This window comes from Streptomyces sp. NPDC088254 (genome assembly GCF_044740925.1).
Lineage (GTDB): Bacteria > Actinomycetota > Actinomycetes > Streptomycetales > Streptomycetaceae > Streptomyces.
This window is the reverse complement of sequence record NZ_JBIURQ010000003.1, coordinates 478,393-494,848: the sequence shown is the minus strand read 5'-3', so window position 1 is coordinate 494,848 and position 16,456 is coordinate 478,393. Positions and strand designations below refer to the sequence as shown.

The 16,456-nt window shown below is 71.9% G+C and carries 13 protein-coding genes and 1 pseudogene; 4 read left to right on the top strand and 10 right to left on the bottom strand.

Annotated features, from left to right (window positions below):
* Nucleotides 1-220 precede the first annotated feature (220 nt).
* The 7 genes and pseudogenes from ACIOC0_RS12710 to ACIOC0_RS12680 all read right to left on the bottom strand — a co-directional run bounded on the left by ACIOC0_RS12710 (nucleotide 221) and on the right by ACIOC0_RS12680 (nucleotide 8,277).
* Entirely contained in the window at nucleotides 221-1,597 is a 1,377-nt protein-coding gene (locus ACIOC0_RS12710; RefSeq protein WP_402155029.1) for an amino acid permease, read from the bottom strand.
* 112 nt (nucleotides 1,598-1,709) lie between these two features.
* On the bottom strand, nucleotides 1,710-2,648 hold the full coding sequence (locus ACIOC0_RS12705; RefSeq protein WP_402155028.1) for a TauD/TfdA dioxygenase family protein: 939 nt from the start codon (nucleotides 2,646-2,648) through the stop codon (nucleotides 1,710-1,712).
* An 11-nt stretch (nucleotides 2,649-2,659) separates the two neighbouring features.
* Nucleotides 2,660-3,996: pseudogene (locus tag ACIOC0_RS12700) on the bottom strand (LLM class flavin-dependent oxidoreductase).
* Nucleotides 3,997-4,145: 149 nt separating this feature from the next.
* Nucleotides 4,146-4,880 (bottom strand): ABC transporter ATP-binding protein, encoded by a 735-nt coding sequence (locus ACIOC0_RS12695; protein WP_402155027.1) that lies wholly within the window; start codon nucleotides 4,878-4,880, stop codon nucleotides 4,146-4,148.
* On the bottom strand, nucleotides 4,856-5,701 hold the full coding sequence (locus tag ACIOC0_RS12690) for an ABC transporter permease (protein ID WP_402155026.1): 846 nt from the start codon (nucleotides 5,699-5,701) through the stop codon (nucleotides 4,856-4,858). Before ACIOC0_RS12690 ends, ACIOC0_RS12695 begins: the two co-directional genes overlap by 25 nt.
* Nucleotides 5,702-5,706: 5 nt before the next feature.
* Nucleotides 5,707-6,774 carry an ABC transporter substrate-binding protein gene (locus ACIOC0_RS12685; RefSeq protein ID WP_402155025.1) on the bottom strand — a complete coding sequence of 356 codons (1,068 nt, stop codon included), beginning with the start codon at nucleotides 6,772-6,774 and terminating at the stop codon, nucleotides 5,707-5,709.
* A 255-nt stretch (nucleotides 6,775-7,029) separates the two neighbouring features.
* Nucleotides 7,030-8,277, bottom strand: coding sequence for an ROK family protein (locus ACIOC0_RS12680; RefSeq protein WP_402155024.1), 1,248 nt, complete (start codon nucleotides 8,275-8,277; stop codon nucleotides 7,030-7,032).
* 461 nt (nucleotides 8,278-8,738) lie between these two features.
* On the opposite strand from ACIOC0_RS12680, the gene ACIOC0_RS12675 reads away from it, so the two are divergent.
* Nucleotides 8,739-9,317 (top strand): biotin transporter BioY, encoded by a 579-nt coding sequence (locus ACIOC0_RS12675; RefSeq protein ID WP_130436762.1) that lies wholly within the window; start codon nucleotides 8,739-8,741, stop codon nucleotides 9,315-9,317.
* 123 nt (nucleotides 9,318-9,440) lie between these two features.
* Here ACIOC0_RS12675 and ACIOC0_RS12670 read toward each other — a convergent pair whose 3' ends face one another.
* Nucleotides 9,441-10,157: a hypothetical protein gene (locus ACIOC0_RS12670; protein ID WP_402155023.1), complete on the bottom strand. Its 717-nt coding sequence runs from the start codon at nucleotides 10,155-10,157 to the stop codon at nucleotides 9,441-9,443.
* Between the two features lie 212 nt (nucleotides 10,158-10,369).
* Here ACIOC0_RS12670 and ACIOC0_RS12665 point away from each other — a divergent pair, with 212 nt between their 5' ends.
* Nucleotides 10,370-11,968: a protein kinase gene (locus tag ACIOC0_RS12665; RefSeq protein ID WP_402155022.1), complete on the top strand. Its 1,599-nt coding sequence runs from the start codon at nucleotides 10,370-10,372 to the stop codon at nucleotides 11,966-11,968.
* A gap of 60 nt (nucleotides 11,969-12,028) precedes the next feature.
* Here the strand turns inward: ACIOC0_RS12665 and ACIOC0_RS12660 are convergent, their stop codons facing one another.
* The gene (locus ACIOC0_RS12660) at nucleotides 12,029-13,504 is read right to left on the bottom strand and encodes an amino acid permease (protein ID WP_402155021.1); all 1,476 of its coding nucleotides are present in this window, start codon (nucleotides 13,502-13,504) and stop codon (nucleotides 12,029-12,031) included.
* Between the two features lie 229 nt (nucleotides 13,505-13,733).
* Here ACIOC0_RS12660 and ACIOC0_RS12655 point away from each other — a divergent pair, with 229 nt between their 5' ends.
* Nucleotides 13,734-14,219 carry a ribose-5-phosphate isomerase gene (locus tag ACIOC0_RS12655; RefSeq protein ID WP_402155020.1) on the top strand — a complete coding sequence of 162 codons (486 nt, stop codon included), beginning with the start codon at nucleotides 13,734-13,736 and terminating at the stop codon, nucleotides 14,217-14,219.
* Between the two features lie 75 nt (nucleotides 14,220-14,294).
* Complete coding sequence (locus ACIOC0_RS12650; RefSeq protein WP_402155019.1) at nucleotides 14,295-15,107, top strand: Fpg/Nei family DNA glycosylase; 813 nt, start codon at nucleotides 14,295-14,297, stop codon at nucleotides 15,105-15,107.
* A 7-nt stretch (nucleotides 15,108-15,114) separates the two neighbouring features.
* Here the strand turns inward: ACIOC0_RS12650 and ACIOC0_RS12645 are convergent, their stop codons facing one another.
* Nucleotides 15,115-16,377, bottom strand: a complete 1,263-nt coding sequence (locus ACIOC0_RS12645; protein WP_402155018.1) for a GNAT family N-acetyltransferase — start codon at nucleotides 16,375-16,377, stop codon at nucleotides 15,115-15,117.
* Nucleotides 16,378-16,456 lie beyond the last annotated feature (79 nt).

The following is a 16,456-nucleotide window of genomic DNA, read 5'->3' as shown; positions in this document are numbered from 1 at the left end:
CGCGGGGGTCTCCTTCTTTCCGCCCGCCGCCGTGAAGGGTGAGAAGACGATCACGAGGCAGGGCGTCCCGCACAGCTTATTGCGAGCTGCTTGCAACTGCACGGTAGCAACAAACAGTCCGGCGCGGACAGCGTCCGGCGATCGCGCCCGCCGCCGACCGAAAGACGAGCGAGGCCCCCGTGCCGCTCGCACAGGGGCCTCGCTCGTCGGGCCGGGGGCGTCAGGGCGCGGTGCGCCTGCGCTGCCAGAGGTAGCCGGCCACCGCCAGCAACACCGTCATCGCCCCCGTCGAGTACAGCTGCACGCGCGTGTGCGGCTCCCGGGCCATCAACACCAGCACCGCCGCCATGCCCGCCAGCGAGACCCAGGTCAGCAGCGGGAACGCCCACATCCGCACCGTCAGCCGCTCCGGCGCCTCCCGCTCCAGCCGGCCGCGCAGCCGCAGCTGGGAGACGGCGACGAACGCCCAGACGACCAGGATCACCGCGCCGATCATGTTCAGCAGCCAGGGGAAGACGTCGTCGGGCCGCCAGTAGCTGAGCAGCACGCACACGAACCCGAACGCGCACGAGGCGAGGACGCCGACCCGCGGCACCCCGCCCGAGACCCGGCCCAGCGCCTTCGGGCCCTGCCCGCGCCGCACCAGCGAGTAGGCGATCCGCGAGGCGCCGTAGACGTTGGCGTTCATCGCCGACAGCAGGGCGGCCAGGACCACGACCTTCATCAGCTGACCGGCGCCCGGGATGCCCAGCTGGTCCAGGGCGGCGACGTACGGGCCTTCCTCCGCGACCTTCGGGTCGTTCCACGGGACGAGGGTGACGACGACCGCCATCGAGCCGACGTAGAACAGCCCGATGCGCCACATCGCCGTGCGGACCGCGCTCGCCACACCGCGCACCGGGTCCGGCGACTCGGCGGCGGCGATGGTGACCGTCTCCAGACCGCCGTAGGCGAAGACCGAGGCGAGCAGGCCCACGACCAGGCCCTCACCGCCGTTGGGGAAGAAGTCGGCGAGGTGCGCGGTCCCCGGGGAGTCCGTGCCGGGCAGGACCCCGGCGATCGCCAGCACGCCCAGCACCAGGAACAGGGTGATCGCACCGACCTTGAGGGCCGCGAACCAGAACTCGAACTCGCCGAAGTTCTTCACCGCGGCCAGGTTCGCCCCGCAGAAGACCGCCATGAACAGCGCCACCCACGCCCACTGCGGCGTGCCCGGCAGCCAGCCGGTGACGATCTCCGCCGCGCCGATGCCCTCCAGGCCGACGGCCGTGCACAGCAGCACCCAGAACGACCACCCGGCGGTGAAGCCCGCCCACGGCCCGATCGCCCGCTCGGCGTGCGCCGAGAAGGAGCCCGACGACGGGTACGCGGCCGACATCTCGCCCAGCATCCGCATCACCAGCATCACCAGCAGGCCGGAGAGGGTGTAGGCGAGGACGATCGAAGGGCCGGCGGCGGCGATGCCCTCGCCGGAACCGACGAACAGTCCCGCGCCGATGACCCCGCCGAGGGCGATCATCGACAGGTGGCGCTGTTTCAGGCCGTGGGACAGGGCGGCGTCCGACTCCGGGGGAGCGTCGGTGGTGGTGCTGGGCATGGGCGCGACTCGTCCAATGCGTAGAGGGCAAAAAACGCCGCCAGTCTGGTCGGCCCCCGCGCACCGGCGTGGGGGCCGACCACTATCCGGACATCTGCCGGACCGACCGTGTCTACGCCGCTACGGTCGCCGCCTCCCGGGCCGCCGCAGCCGGCACGGCCGCGGCCACGGGCGTGTAGTGCGCCGCGTCCCCCTCCACCGACCTGCTCCTCCCGCCGTCGACGCCCACCGGGACGTCCCCGGCGAGGGTCACCCGGTGCAGCCGGCGCGGCTGCCCGTCGTAGTTGTCGACGGCGTAGTGCTGGGTGATGCGGTTGTCGAAGATCACCAGCTGGTTCGGCGACCAGTGGTGGCGCAGGACGTTCTCCGGGCGGATCACGTACGACTGGAGCAGGTCAAGGATCTTGCGGGACTCGCCCACCGACAGGCCGACGATCCGCTGCGCGAACCCGCCGATGAACAGCCCGCGTTCACCGGTCAGCGGGTGGACCCGCACCACGGGGTGGGCGGTGCGGTACTTGATCGAGGTGAACTGGGCGCGCTGGGCGGCCTGTTCCTCGTCGAACGCCTCGTTAGGGACGGCGTAGTCGTAGTCGTTGGTGTGCTCCGCCCACAGGCCGTCCGCCAGCCGGCGCAGCGGTTCGGGCAGGTCGCGGTAGGCGGCGGCCGAGCTGGCGATCAGGGTCTCGCCGCCGTACGGCGGGACGGTGATGCTGCGCAGCGTGGTGGCCTGCGGCGGGTTGAGCACGAAGGTGACATCGGTGTGCCAGTGGTTGGCGCGGCCCCTCTCGCTGTCCACGGGCAGCACGTTCGGCGAGCCCTCCACCGCGCCGACCGTCGGATGGGCGGTGGTCAGGTCGCCGAAGTGGCGGACGAACGCCTGGTGGCCCTCGTCGTCGAGGTTCACGTCGTCGAAGACCAGCGCCTTGTGGACGTTGAGGGCCTCGCGGACGGCGGCGACGCTCTCCTCGTCGAGGGGGCGGGAGATGTCGACGCCGGAGACGCGGGCGCCGATGTTCGCGGTGACCTTGGTGATCCTGATGTCGCTCATGGGGTGTCCTTTCAGACCAGGGCGGGGGTGTGGACGTACTGGTTGGCGGGGCGGGGCAGGCCGTAGCGCTCCCGCAGGGTGTGGCGGCCGCCGTACTCCGTGCGGAGCAGGCCGCGGACGCGCAGGATCGGGACGACGTGGTCGACGAAGGCCTCCAGACCGGAGGGCAGGACCGCGGGCATGATGTTGAAGCCGTCGGCGGCGCCCTGGGTGAACCAGGTCTCGATCGTGTCGGCGACCTGCTCGGGCGTCCCGGCGACGGTGAGGTGACCTCGGCCGCCGCCGAGCCGCCCGATCAGCTGCCGCACGGTGAGCCGTTCGCGCCGGGCCAGAGCGACGACGAGCGTGTAACGGCTCTTGGCGCCTTCGACGGCGTCCTCGGACGGCAGGCCGGCGGGCAGCTCGGCGTCCAGCTCCAGTGTCCCGGGCTCCAGTCGGAGCAGCTGCTCCAGCCGCCGGACGCCGTGCTCGTGGACGATGTGGTCCTCCAGCAGCCGCTCGTTCGCCAGTGCCTCCGCCTGCGTCGAGCCGAGCACCGGCACGATCCCGGGCAGCACCTTGATGTGCTCGGGGTCCCGGCCGGCCGCCGCCGTGAGCGATTTGAGGCCGGCGTAGAAGGCCCGCGCGTCCTCGATGGTCTGCTGGGCGGTGAAGACGGCCTCCGCGTAGCGGGCCGCGAACGCCTTGCCGTCCTGCGAGGACCCGGCCTGCACCAGCAGCGGGTGCCCCTGCGGCGAGCGGGGGACGTTGAGGGCGCCCTCGACGCTGAAGTAGCGGCCCCTGTGCCGGGGGGGATGGATCTTCGCGTCGTCGCCCCACACGCCGGCCGCCTTGTCGGCGACGATCGCGTCGTCCTCCCAGCTGTCCCACAGCTTCAGCGCCACGTCGAGGAACTCGGCGGCGCGGGCGTACCGCTCGGCGTGGGCGGGCTCGGCGTCGAGACCGAAGTTGCGGGCGGCCTCGGCGCCCGCGGTGGTGACGATGTTCCAGCCGGCCCGGCCGCCGCTGATGATGTCCAGCGAGGCGAACTTGCGGGCCAGGTTGTAGGGGGAGTTGTAGGAGGTGGACGCGGTCGCGATCAGGCCGATGTGCTCGGTCGCCGTGGCCAGCGCGGTCAGCAGCGTGAGCGGCTCCAGCGCGCCGGCCGGGCGCTGGGCGATGCCGCCCCACAGCTGCGGTCCGTCGGCGAGGAAGAGGGAGTCGAAGGCGCCGCGTTCGGCGGTTCTGGCGAGCCTGACGTAGTGGCCCAGCTCGACGTGGGCGTAGGGGTCGCTCTCGGGGACCGCCAGGAGGCCTCGTGGTGGCCGGTGTTCATCAGGAAGGCGTTGAGGTGCAGTCGCCGGGTCATGGGTGTCCCTTGCTCTGGACAGGGGGAGGACTTCTGAAGTTCCGGCCGGGCTGTCCAGCCCGTCCGGTGTTCGAGGACGAGGCCCGTTCAGGGCCGAAGCGGGGGCGTGGGGGCGGCAGCCCCCGCAGGACGGCCACCCAGGCCGCCGGTCAGGCGATGTCCTCGGTGACGCCCAGTGCCGCCAGCAGCCGCTCGCGGTACTCCCCGAGCAGCGGGTCCCGGTACGAGCGCGGGTGCGGGCGGTCGACGCTCAGGTCGACGGCGATCCGGCCGTGCTCCAGGACGAGGACCCGGTCGGCGAGCACGATCGCCTCGTCAACGTCATGGGTGACCAGCAGCACCGAGGGCCGGTGGTGCTCCCACAGCTCGCGCAGCAGGGTGTGCATCCTGATCCGGGTGAGCGCGTCGAGCGCGCCGAACGGCTCGTCGGCGAGGAGCAGCTCGGGCTCGCGGACCAGGGAGCGGGCCAGCGCCGCCCGCTGCGCCTCGCCGCCGGACAGCTCGTTGGGCCAGGCCCGCTCGCGTCCCGCGAGGCCGACCTCGGCGAGGGCGGCGCGGCCCTTGGCCTCGGCGTCCTTGCCGTCGAGGCCGAGGAGCACGTTGGGCAGCACCCGCCGCCAGGGCAGCAGCCGGGAGTCCTGGAAGACGACCGACACCCTTTCGGGCGCGCTCAGCTGCCCGCTGCCGGTGACCTCGTGGTCGAGTCCCGCGACCGCCCGCAGCAGGGTGGACTTGCCGGAGCCGCTGTGTCCGAGCAGGGCGACGAACTGTCCGGCGGGGATGTCCAGGTCGACGCCGTCCAGGACGGTCCGTCCGTCGAAGGAGCGGGTGAGCCCGCTCAACCGGACAGCGGGACGGGTCAGTTGCTCAGAGTGCGTCGCCACGACAGCACCCTCCGTTCGACGATGCGGACCGCGCTGTCGGAGACCAGACCGAAGATCCCGTAGACGACCAGGCCGACGAGGATGACGTCCGACTGGCCGTAGTTCGTGGCCTGGAACATCATGTAGCCGAGGCCGCTGGTGGCGTTGATCTGCTCCAGGACCACCAGTCCCAGCCAGGAGCCGGTCACGCCGAGCCGCAGTCCGACGAAGAAGCCGGGCAGGGCGCCGGGGATCACGATCTGCCGGATGAACCGCAGCCTGGACAGCCCCTGCACCTCGGCGACTTCGACGAACCGGTGGTCGATGCCGGCCAGCGCGGAATGCGTGTTGAGGTAGATCGGGACGTAGACGACGATGGCGATGATCGCGATCTTGAAGGTCTCGCCGATGCCCAGCCAGAGGATGAACAGCGGGATCAGACCGAGGGTCGGGATGGCCCGGTTGAGGTTGACCGTCCCGTCGATCAGCGCCTCACCGGTGCGGGAGAGCCCGGAGACGAGCGCGAGCGTCACGCCGGCGGCCAGGCCGATCGCGAAGCCGGAGCCCGCCCGTTGCAGCGAGGTGAGGATGTCGGTGGTCAGCGTCCCCTCGGTCCACAGCCGGACGCCGGTCTCCACCACTGTCCAGGGCGCAGGGATCGCGGCGGGGTCGAGCCGTCCGGCGGCGGACGCGGCGGCCCACAGGGCGAGCAGCAGCAGCGGGCCGGTGAGCCGGGCGGCGGGGAGCTGTTTTCCGGGCGCGAGCCTTCGGCGGCGATCCCGGGGGCGCTCGTCGGAGACGGCGGTGGGGGCGGTGGCCGTGTGCAGTGTGGTGGCGGTCATGGCGGTCACTTCCGGTACTCGGCCGGCACGGACTGGGCGGCGATGTGTTCGAAGCGGTGGTCGAAGAGCTCGGCGACGTCGAACTTCTTCACGAACCCGCCCTCGGCGAGCAGATCCGCGGTCTCCTGCTCCCACTTGATCGCCTCGCTCCAACTGGGCGAGAAGAGAGGCTTGTTGGCGAGAGCGGTGATCCCCTTGGCCTGTTCCGGGCGCAGGTTCTGCGTCTTGACGTAGAACTCGTCGTTCCAGATGTCGGGGTTCTCCCACTGCCAGACCAGGCCCTTGGCCCACTGCGGGATGTACGCGGCGATCGCGGCGGCCCTGGCCGGGTCGTTCAGCACGGACACCGGCGCCCACAGCAGGTTGAGCAGGTCGACGACGTCGGTGGCGATGGTGTGGGCGCCCTTCGCCCCGTACTGCTTCAGATAGGCCGGGGCCTGGCTGTTGGCCAGCGGCGCGATGTCCACCTGGCCGGACTGCAGCGCGGTGAGGAACTGGTTGCTCGTCAGCGGCACGAGGTCCACGTCGTCGTACTCCAGGCCCGCCTTCTTCAGCGCCCGCAGCAGGACGACCCCCTGCGCCTGGCCCTGCGAGAACGCCAGCTTGCGGCCCTTGAAGTCCGCGACGCTCCCGATGTCGCTGCCGGGTTTGGTGGCGAAGAGGTAGTTCGGCTTGCGGGTGAGGTTGATCGCGACGATCTTCGCGTCGAAGCCCTGGTAGTGCGCCTGGATCGGCGGGATGCCCGCGTTGTTGGCGAGGTCCAGGGACTTCGAGCGGAACGCGTTGATGACGTCGGGACCGGCACCGATGTTCAGCCAACTGGACACCTTGAACGGCAGTTCAGGCAGTCTCGCCAGCTTGAACTGGAGCTGCTGGACGTTCTGGAAGGAGCTGATCCGCAGGCTGGTGCCGGCGGGCACCGTGGCCGGGATCGCGGCGGTGGAGGCGGCCTCGGACCCGGCGGCCGCGCTGCTCTCGGCGCATCCGCTCAGTCCGGCGGCAGCGGCGGTGACGCCGAGCAGAGAGGTGAGGAAGAGACGCCGGTCGAGGCCGGACGCACGGGAAACAGGCATGGAAGGACCCCCAGGGGAAAACAGCGGAAAGGCAGGGACACCGCAGGTGGAATTCCGGACGCGAAAGAGCCCGGGAAAAGAATTCACACAACCTTGATCAGGCGTGGATTCCCGCGTCGTGAGGCGGGAGGAAGGCGCGCTCCCGGCGCGCCGGGGGCGTCAGCAACAGAGGGTGCGACAGCTCATGGGAAAGATGTTCCTGTCCGGGTGCCAGCCCTGTCAACATTCGGAGTTTCTGAATTAAGTCGACCCGGCTCAGGCGGCCGGCCGCAGCCGGGCGGAGACCGCCAGCGGATCCCGGTAGAGCACGTCGAGAGCCACCGCGCCGCCCGCCACCGCGAGCACCGAGTCCGGGAAGCTGCTCGGCGCGACCGACGCCGCCCGGTCCGGTCCGACCTCCTCCCGCAGCGCGGCCAGGCAGTCCTCCCGGTGCAGCGCGCCCACCTCGGTGACGACCACGCTCTCCGGGTTGAGCACGTCCATGAGCAGCGCCGCGGCCCGCCCCACCAGCCGTGCCCGCCCCACCAGCAGCCGCACCGCCACCGGGTCCCCGTCGGCTGCCGCGGCGATCACGTGCATCGGGTCGACCCCGTCGATCACCCCGGCCTCCCGGGCCCGCCGGCACAGCGTCCGCTCGCTCAGCTCCACCTGGAGGCAGCCCACCCGGCCGCACTCGCACGGCTCGACGCCCCCGGCCAGCGGCAGATGCGCGATGGCGCCGGCCTGCGAGCGCGGTCCGTGGTGCACCTCGTCATGGGTGGCGAACGCCGCGTCGACGACGTTGCCGGCGAACAGATGCAGCACACTGCGCCTGCCGCCCGCCCGCCCGAACAGCCGCTCGGCGTTCACCAGCGCCCGCGCGTGCCCGTCCACCTGGACCGGCAGCCCCGTACGGGCGCGGAACACCTCCCGCACCGGCACGTCCCGCCAGCCCAGCAGCGGATGCTCGACCACGGTCCCCGAGTCCCGGTCGACCCAGCCGCCCACGGCCACGCCCACCCCGAGCGCCCGGCAGCCGGGCGCCGCGCCGAGCAGCGCGTCCAGCCCGTCGGCGGCCCGCGCCAGCACCGCGCCGGGCTCGGCGCCCTCGCGCCCCTCGTGCCGCAGCTCGCGCCGCGCCACCACCCGCCCGCGCAGATCCAGCAGCGCGACCGTCGTGTACGGCACCGCGACATGCACCCCGCCCACCACGAACCGCGAGTCGTCCAGATCCACGGGGACGTGCGGGCGGCCCACCCCGTTGCTGCGCCGCGGCACGGCCGACTCCCGGATCAGCCCCAGCTCAGACAGGCGCGCGCAGTGGTCGGTGACGGACGCCGGGGACAGCCCGGTCACCCGCGCGATGGTGCTGCGGGCCACCGGCCCGTGCTCCAGCACCGACCGCAGGATCACACTGGCACTGGTCCGCCGCCGGTCGCTGTCCGCGACACGGGAGACGGGGGAGGGCGGGGCTCCGGCGAACGAAGGAGACGTCGTCAGGGGAGAAACAGCGGTACGGGGCATGGAGAACTTCCTCGGGGCCGGTCCGGCACTGCGCCTGCGCTGAAGAGGCGCCCGGATCGTCTCCGCTCGCCTCACACCGGCCGGCGACAGGCGGCCGTGCCCACACGTCGCAGGTCGACATGGCGACGCGACGAGAAGTTGAGGGACTGGGCGACCATGCGGCCGAAGCTAGCAAAGCCGTCCACGGCTGCCCAGGCGGTGACCGACGGGCGAGACGGGCCCGGTCCACGCCCGCGCCGCGATTGGCGGAACCCTACAGACGTGCGTCACGGGCTCCCCGTAGCACGTGCCACGCCACCTCCGTGACCGGAGTCACGTCCGCACGGGTGTAACCCCCATCCTTTGTCCGGAGCCCACCAAGCTGCCGATCATCCGTTTGTCGACCACTGACGGTGAGCGGACCGCTCCCGCTGGGATAGCGTCGCCGTGTCCCCGAACCGTCCCCGTCCCGCGGAGCCCCCATGAGCATCGCCGCCACCACCGTCCGCCCCGGACAGGTCCTCGCCGACCTCCTCCCGGCCTCCCGTGTCCGGGACGCCGCGCTCGTGCTCGGCGGCGCCGCGCTCACCGGCCTCGCGGCCCAGATCGCCGTCCCCGTGCCCGGTTCCCCGGTGCCGGTGACCGGCCAGACCTTCGCCGCCCTGCTCGTCGGGACCACCCTGGGCGCCGGGCGCGGTTTCCTCGCCCTCGCCCTCTACGCCGTGGCCGGCGTCGCGGGCGTCCCGTGGTTCGCCGAAGCAGGCTCCGGCGCGGGCGCGGTGTCCTTCGGCTACGTCCTCGGCATGCTCCTCGCCTCCACCGTCGTCGGCGCCCTGGCCCGGCGCGGCGCGGACCGCGGCGTGTGGCGCATGGCGGGCGCCATGCTGATCGGCGAGGCGATCATCTACGCCGTCGGCGTCCCGTACCTGGCCTACGCGGCCGACATCTCCGCCTCCGCCGCGATCGCGGCCGGCCTCACCCCGTTCCTGATCGGCGACGCCCTCAAGGCCGCGCTGGCGATGGGCCTGCTGCCCACCGCCTGGAAGTTCGCGAACCGCTGAGCGACGGCCGGCCCGGCCCCGGCGCTGACATCGGAAGAGGCCCGCTCGGGGCAGACCATCTGCCCCGAGCGGGCCTCTTCCGTGCGCCGTGGGAGGGGTCCCGGCGGATCACGGCTCTCCGTGTCAGGCCTCGCGCCCTGGCGGCCGCCGCCGTGACCATCGCAGTCCGGCCGCGCCGACCACGATCAGCGCCGCCCCGGCCGCGCCCCACGGCAGGACGGCCGGCCCGGTCCGGGGCAGTTCGTCGCCGCCCGGTGCCGCCGGCGTGTTGTCCGTGCCGAGCAGCAGCGGCGTCGCGGGCGCGTTCGGCGACGGGTTCGTCGTACCGAACGGCACCGGGCCCTGCTGCCAGAACGTCTTCGACCCGTCGGCGCTCTGGACGGGCAGGCAGATCCTCCCCTTCCGGCCCGTGTCGAAGGTCGCGCCGACCGCGTACGACTTCGACGCGCCGGCCGCGAGGTCACCGACCGGGCAGGCGAAACCGCTGTTCGCGCCCTCGGGGAGATCCTTCCGCGCGATCGCGGAGCACCCCGCCGCGTTCCTCACCGTCAGCCCGTCGAACCCGACGACCAGCAGCCTGACGTCGCCGCTCCCCTCGGTCCCCTCGTTGCGCACCGTGGCGGTGATCGCCGTTTCGTGCGAGGCGTTGTCGACCGAGATCCGCTCCGGCAGCAGCGTGCTCAGCTTGACGCCCGCGGGCGCCGCGTCGACGGCCTTCCCCCCTTCGCCGCTTCCGGGCCCCGGGGCGCCCGCGGCGGCGGGCAGGGCCGAAATCATCACCGCCGAGAAAGACGCCGCGATCAGCGATCCGGCGATGGTCGTCGTACCACGAGAACTCATGTTCGTCCCCCTTGGCTGCGTCTGAATTCGCAGTACTTGAAGAGGTACCACAAGATTTCTCCGCACTATGCTGATACGCCACTGAGTGTGACCATTGTGTTCCAGGGGTCGGGCAATGGAGGGGGTGCAGCGAATTGCCGGGGAGCGCGGGGAATCCAGGAATTCCGGAAAACGCTGGGAACACGGGGAAAGGAGGTGTCCCGGGTTTTGTCGTGGCGAGCCGGTACCGGTTGGCCGAAGTGATCGGGCAGGGGGGAATGGGGCGGGTGTGGCGCGCCGCCGACGAGATGCTCGACCGGGTGGTCGCGGTGAAGGAGATGCGCATCGACGGCCTCGACGCCGAGGACGGCCGCACCCGCCGTGAACGCGCCCTGCGCGAGGCCCGCGCCACCGCACGCATCGACCACCCCGGCGTCGTACGGATCTACGACGTCGTCGACGAGGGCGAACGCCTGTGGATCGTCATGGAGTTGGTCGCCGGACGCTCCCTGGAGCGCCTCACCGCCGAGGAGGGCCCGCTCGGCCCCCGGGAGACGGCCCGGATCGGCCTCGGCCTGATCGCTGCGCTGCGCCAGGTGCACGCGCGGGGCGTCCTGCACCGTGACATCAAGCCGGGCAACGTCCTCATGGACGACGGCGGGCGGCGCGTGGTCCTCACCGACTTCGGCATCGCCGCGATCCAGGACGCCAAGGCGCTCACCATGGTCGGCATGCTGGTCGGCTCCCCCGACTACATGGCTCCCGAGCGGGTCTCGGGCAGGCCCCAGGGCGCGGCCTCGGACGTCTGGTCGCTGGGCGCCACCCTCTGCGCCGCCCTGGCCGGGCACTCCCCCTTCTCCCGCGGCACCACCCTCGCGACCCTCCACGCCGTGCTCTACGAGGAACCCGAACTTCCCTCCCGTGCAGGCCCGTTGTGCGAGGTCCTCACCGCGGCGCTGCGCAAGGAGCCGTCGCTGCGCGCCGACCTGGACGCCCTGGAAACCGCCCTGCGCCCGGTGGCCTTCCCCGCTCCGACCCCGACCCTGCCCGCGCACCCGGCCGGGACGCCCACCGTCGGGGTGGACGGGGCGGATCGGGCACGCGTCGCGGCGGAACGCGGACCGGCCCCGCCCACGGTCACCCGCGCGGATCCGCCGGCGCCGGGCGGGCCCACCGGCCCCGCCCGGCGCCGCCGCACGGTGCGGTCGGCTGCGGTGGGCGCCGTGGCCGTGAGCGTGGCCGGCGCACTGGTGTGGGCGGCGATGTCCGCGGACGGGCCCGGAGCCGACGGCGCCTCGCCGCGGCCGAGCCCCGCGGTCACGGCTTCCGGCACCACGAACAGCCCTACCGCCACTGCGGTCCCCGGCGGTACCTCGCCCACCGTGGCGGGGACGTACCGGCCGCCCAGTCTGCCGCCGGGCGCGCACCAGGAGGCCGGCGGGTACGCGTGGGCGACGCCCCGGGGATGGCGGCGGGACCTGAAGACGGGAGCGGAGGTGCACTACACCTCCCCGGACGGCACGCAGGAGCTCGTCGCCAAGTCCTCCCTGGCCCGGGGCGATCTGATGGAGACCTGGCGGACCTCCGAGCGCAACGCCCGGCAGGGCCGGGGCTACCGCAAGATCCGCCTGGAGGAGGTGACGTTCCGGGGCCGGCCGGCGGTCGTGTGGGAGTACGCCTTCACCCTCGGAGGCGTCCCCTGGCACGCCGTCCTGCTGGGCTTCACTCAGGACGGGACCACGTACCAGGTCAACACCTGGTACCAGCCGGCCGTGGAGAGGGACGCGCTGCGGACGTACGAGAGGGCCAAGGACAGCTTCACCGTGCTCTGAACGCGCGAAGGGGCCCGCACGGGCGGGCCCCTTCGACGGTCCGGTGGGACGGACGTACGGCTACTTCTCGACCGGGACGGTGTCCTCCGCCACGGCCGGAGCCTCGGCGGCGGGGGTCTTGCCCTTCACCTTCTCCTTCACGAAGGCGATGGCGATCACGACCGCCGCGACGAGCAGCGACAGCAGCACGGTCTCCCGGCCGTCGTGCTCGGTGTCGGTGAGCATGTAGCCGAGCACGAACACGATCAGCGCGGCCGTCGCCCAGGTCAGGTACGGGTACAGCCACATCCGCACGACCAGCTTCTCCGGGGACTCCGCCTGGATGATCTTCCGCATGCGCAGCTGCGAGAAGCAGATCACCAGCCACACGAACAGCGCGACCGCGCCACTGGAGTTGACCAGGAAGAGGAACACGGAGTCCGGGAACTTGTAGTTGAAGAAGACCGCGACGAACCCGAACACCACGGAGGCGATGATGGCCGCCATCGGCACGCCGCGGCTGTTCGTCCGCGCGAACGCCTTGGGCGCGTCGCCGCGCTGGCCCAGCGAGAACGCCATCCGGGAAGCGGTGTAGAGACCGGAGTTCAGGCAGGACAGCACCGAGGTCAGCACGATGAAGTTCATGATCTGCCCGGCGTGCGCGATGCCCAGGGAGTCCAGGGCCGCGACGTAGGAGCCCTTCTCCTTGATGGAGGGGTCGTTCCACGGCAGCAGCGCGACGACGACGAAGATCGAGCCGAGGTAGAAGACGCCGATACGCCAGATGATGCTGTTGGTGGACTTGGTCACCGCGCGCTGCGGGTCCTCGGACTCGCCGGCGGCCAGGGTCGCGATCTCACTGCCCATGAAGGAGAAGACGACGAGCAGCACACCGGTGAGGATCGCGCCCGGCCCGTTGGGCAGGAAGCCGCCGTGCTCGGTGAGGTTGCCCAGGCCGGCCTTGTCGCTGTCGACGCCGGGCAGCACGCCGAAGACGGCGAGTCCGCCGACGACGATGAAGGCGCCGATGGCGACGACCTTGATGCCGGCGAACCAGAACTCGAACTCACCGTAGGAGCCCACGGAGACCAGGTTGGTGGCGGTCAGGACCACCATCACGATCAGCGCCCACCCCCACTGCGGCACCGCCGGTATCCACGACTCGAGGATCGCGGCACCGGCGGTCGCCTCCACGGCGAGGACGACGACCCAGAAGAACCAGTACAGCCAGCCGATGGAGAAGCCGGCCCAGGGGCCGAGCGCACGGTCGGCGTGCGCGGAGAAGGAGCCGGAGGTCGGGTTGGCCGCGGACATCTCCCCGAGCATCCGCATCACCAGCACCACGAGCGTGCCGACGAGGGCGTACGACAGGAGGATGCCGGGCCCGGCGGTGGCGATGCCCGAGCTGGACCCTACGAACAGTCCGGCACCGATGACGCCACCGATGGCGATCATCGAAAGATGGCGGTTCTTGAGACCCGCCTGCAGACCGGGCCCGGGTTCTTCGGGGCCTCCGGGGCCGTTTTCGGCCTTCTTCAGAGTCGGCTGCGAAGTCATGGAACGGGGTTTCCTTTGCGCCGCGGGGTGTGTCTCCCGTACGAGCGGATGTACGGGCCGTACGAAGGGGTGTACGAGCCGGTCCAGTGAATCCGAGGCACTGGAATTCGGGAACCTTTGATTCCGGATCGTTACTTGAGGTTTTCCTGAGGTTCCAATGGGGCACGTAGGTTTTTCGGGCCCGACACCCCGCGCAGCTACCCCGCAACACGCGTGTCACACTCATCCCATGCGCGTGTATCTCGGCTCGGACCATGCCGGCTTCGAACTCAAGAACCATCTCGTCGAATGGCTGAAGGCGGCGGGCCACGACCCGGTCGACTGCGGCCCGCACATCTACGACGCCCAGGACGACTACCCGCCCTTCTGCCTCCGCGCGGCCGAGCGGACGGCCGCCGACGCCGACTCCCTCGGCATCGTCATCGGCGGCTCCGGCAACGGCGAGCAGATCGCGGCGAACAAGGTGAAGGGCGTGCGCGCGGCCCTCGCCTGGAGCGAGGAGACGGCGGCTCTCGGCCGTCAGCACAACAACGCCAACGTCGTCGCCATCGGCGGCCGGATGCACACCCAGGACGAGGCGACGAAGTTCGTCGAGACCTTCCTCGCCACCCCGTTCTCGGGTGACGAACGACACATCCGCCGCATCGACATGCTGTCGGACTACGAGACGACGGGCGACCTGCCCGCGATCCCGCCCCACCACCCCCAGCAGTAAGGCACCTCACCCCGCCCGGCCCACGGGGCCGGGCGGGGACCGGGGGAGACGACGGCAGCGGAAGGACGGCGCGCAGTGCCGGAAGGGCACACGATTCACCGGCTGGCACAGGACTACGCCGCACGCTTCACCGGCACGGCCCCCCGCCTCACCAGCCCCCAGGGCAAGTTCAGCGACGCCGCCGACCTCCTCACCGGCACCCCGCTCACCCGTACCGAGGCCCACGGCAAGCACCTGTTCCTCGGCTTCGGCGCCGCGCCCTCCTGGATCCACGTCCACCTGGGCCTCTTCGGCAAGGTGACCTTCGGCGACGCCCCCGCGCCCCCGCCCGCGGACACCGTCCGCCTCCGCCTCGCGACCGGGACGTCGTACGCCGATCTGCGCGGCCCGACCACCTGCGCCCTGATCACCGAGGCCGAGAAGCAGGCGGTCCACGCCCGGCTCGGCCCCGACCCGCTCCGCGAGGACGCCGACCCCGGCGCCGCCTACCGACGGATCTCCCGCAGCCGGACCGCGATCGCCGCCCTCCTGCTGGACCAGAAGGTCATCGCCGGCATCGGCAATGTCTACCGCGCCGAGGTCCTCTTCCGGCACGGCGTCGACCCGTACCGCGCGGGCCGGGACGTCACTCCCGCCGAATGGGACGCGATCTGGGCCGACCTCGTCGCCCTCATGCGCGACGGCGTCCGCGACAACCGCATCGACACGGTCCGCCCGGAGCACACCCCTGAGGCGATGGGCCGCCCGCCCCGCTTCGACGACCACGGCGGCGAGGTCTACGTCTACCGCCGCACCCACCAGCCCTGTCACCTCTGCGGCGAGGCCGTCCGCACCGCCGACCTCGCCACCCGCAACCTCTTCTGGTGCCCGACCTGCCAGAAGGGCTGAACCCGCCCTAGAAGCCGTGCGGCAGCCAGGGCGCCGCCCAGCCGCCGAACGCCACCGACGCCTCCTCCAGCGCCCCCGGGCGCAGCTCGCGCACCCGGCCGGCCGCGGCGAGCGACCCCAGGCTCACGCCCCCCAGATACACCGCCCCCAACTCCCGCACGGACAGCGCGAGATCAGCGGCGTCCGTCGTCCGCTCACAGCTAGCCCCCTTCGCGTCGCCGGTCAGCCGCCAACGCCCCGTGTTCCAAGGGCAGAAGGCGTCCTCGACCTCCAACACCACGTCCACCGGTGCCGGATACGTCCGCGCCTCGAGCGCGGCCCCGACGTCGACAAGCCGCACGTACAGCGAGTCCCGCACCCGCAGTTCACACCGGCGCACGTCCGAGACGAGGTGCTGCCAGCTCTCGTCCACGGGCCGGCTGCGCACCTTCAGCGAGGTGGTCAAGTCGATCCCGAACAGGAACCGCCACAGCGCCGCGCCCGAACAAGGATCCACCGCGACCAGATCCTGCAGCACCACCTGCCCGTTGTGCCCGGAGTCCGTCCACCGCGGCACGACCCGGAACCGGGCGTACCCGCTGACCTCGCCGTCCCGCTCGGCGAGCACGCACTGCAGCGGCGACGCGCCGCCCCGCGCGCTCTCCGGGTCGAGCACCCCAAGCCGCTCCCACCCGGGCCGCCGTGCCAGCATCCCCGGCCGCAGCGGCACCGTGCGCGCATACACCGCCTCGCACGCGTCCAGGCTGCCCAGGGGATCGGCGTAGCGCAGGCGTACGTCATCGGTGCCGGGCGGGACGGACAGCCGCACCCGGCTCGTATCGATCTCGGCGTGGAGGGCGGAGGTCGCCGCGCCGTACCCGAACCGGCCGTAGATCGCGGGCTCGGAGGCGGTGAGCACGGCCAACGGCTCGCCCCACGCGCGTATGTCGTCGAGCTGGCGCCGCATCATCGAGGTGAGGACGCCGCGCCGCCGGTGCGTGGCCGCCACGGAGACCATCGTCACGCCCGCGGCCGGCACCGAGGCCCCGCCGGGCACCGTCAACCGGAAGTCGAACGCCCCCGCGGTCCCCACCAACAGGTCGCCGTCCCGGGCGGCCAGGGAACGCTCGTACGGAGTGAGCGCTCTCCACAACTCACGCTCCTCACCGGCATCGTCGACGCCACCGAAGGCGCGCACCAGATTGTCGTACCATTCGTCCCAGCCATCCTGTCGCAGCACCGTGAGAGCCGCGGCCGGAAGGGGCAAGCGCCCCGTCGCCTCAGTCGTCATGAATCATGCCTACCAGCGCAATGCGGGACGAGCCAGGGGATTTCTCCCTCCTCGCGGCGGAATCGCTTTCCGTGCCGTT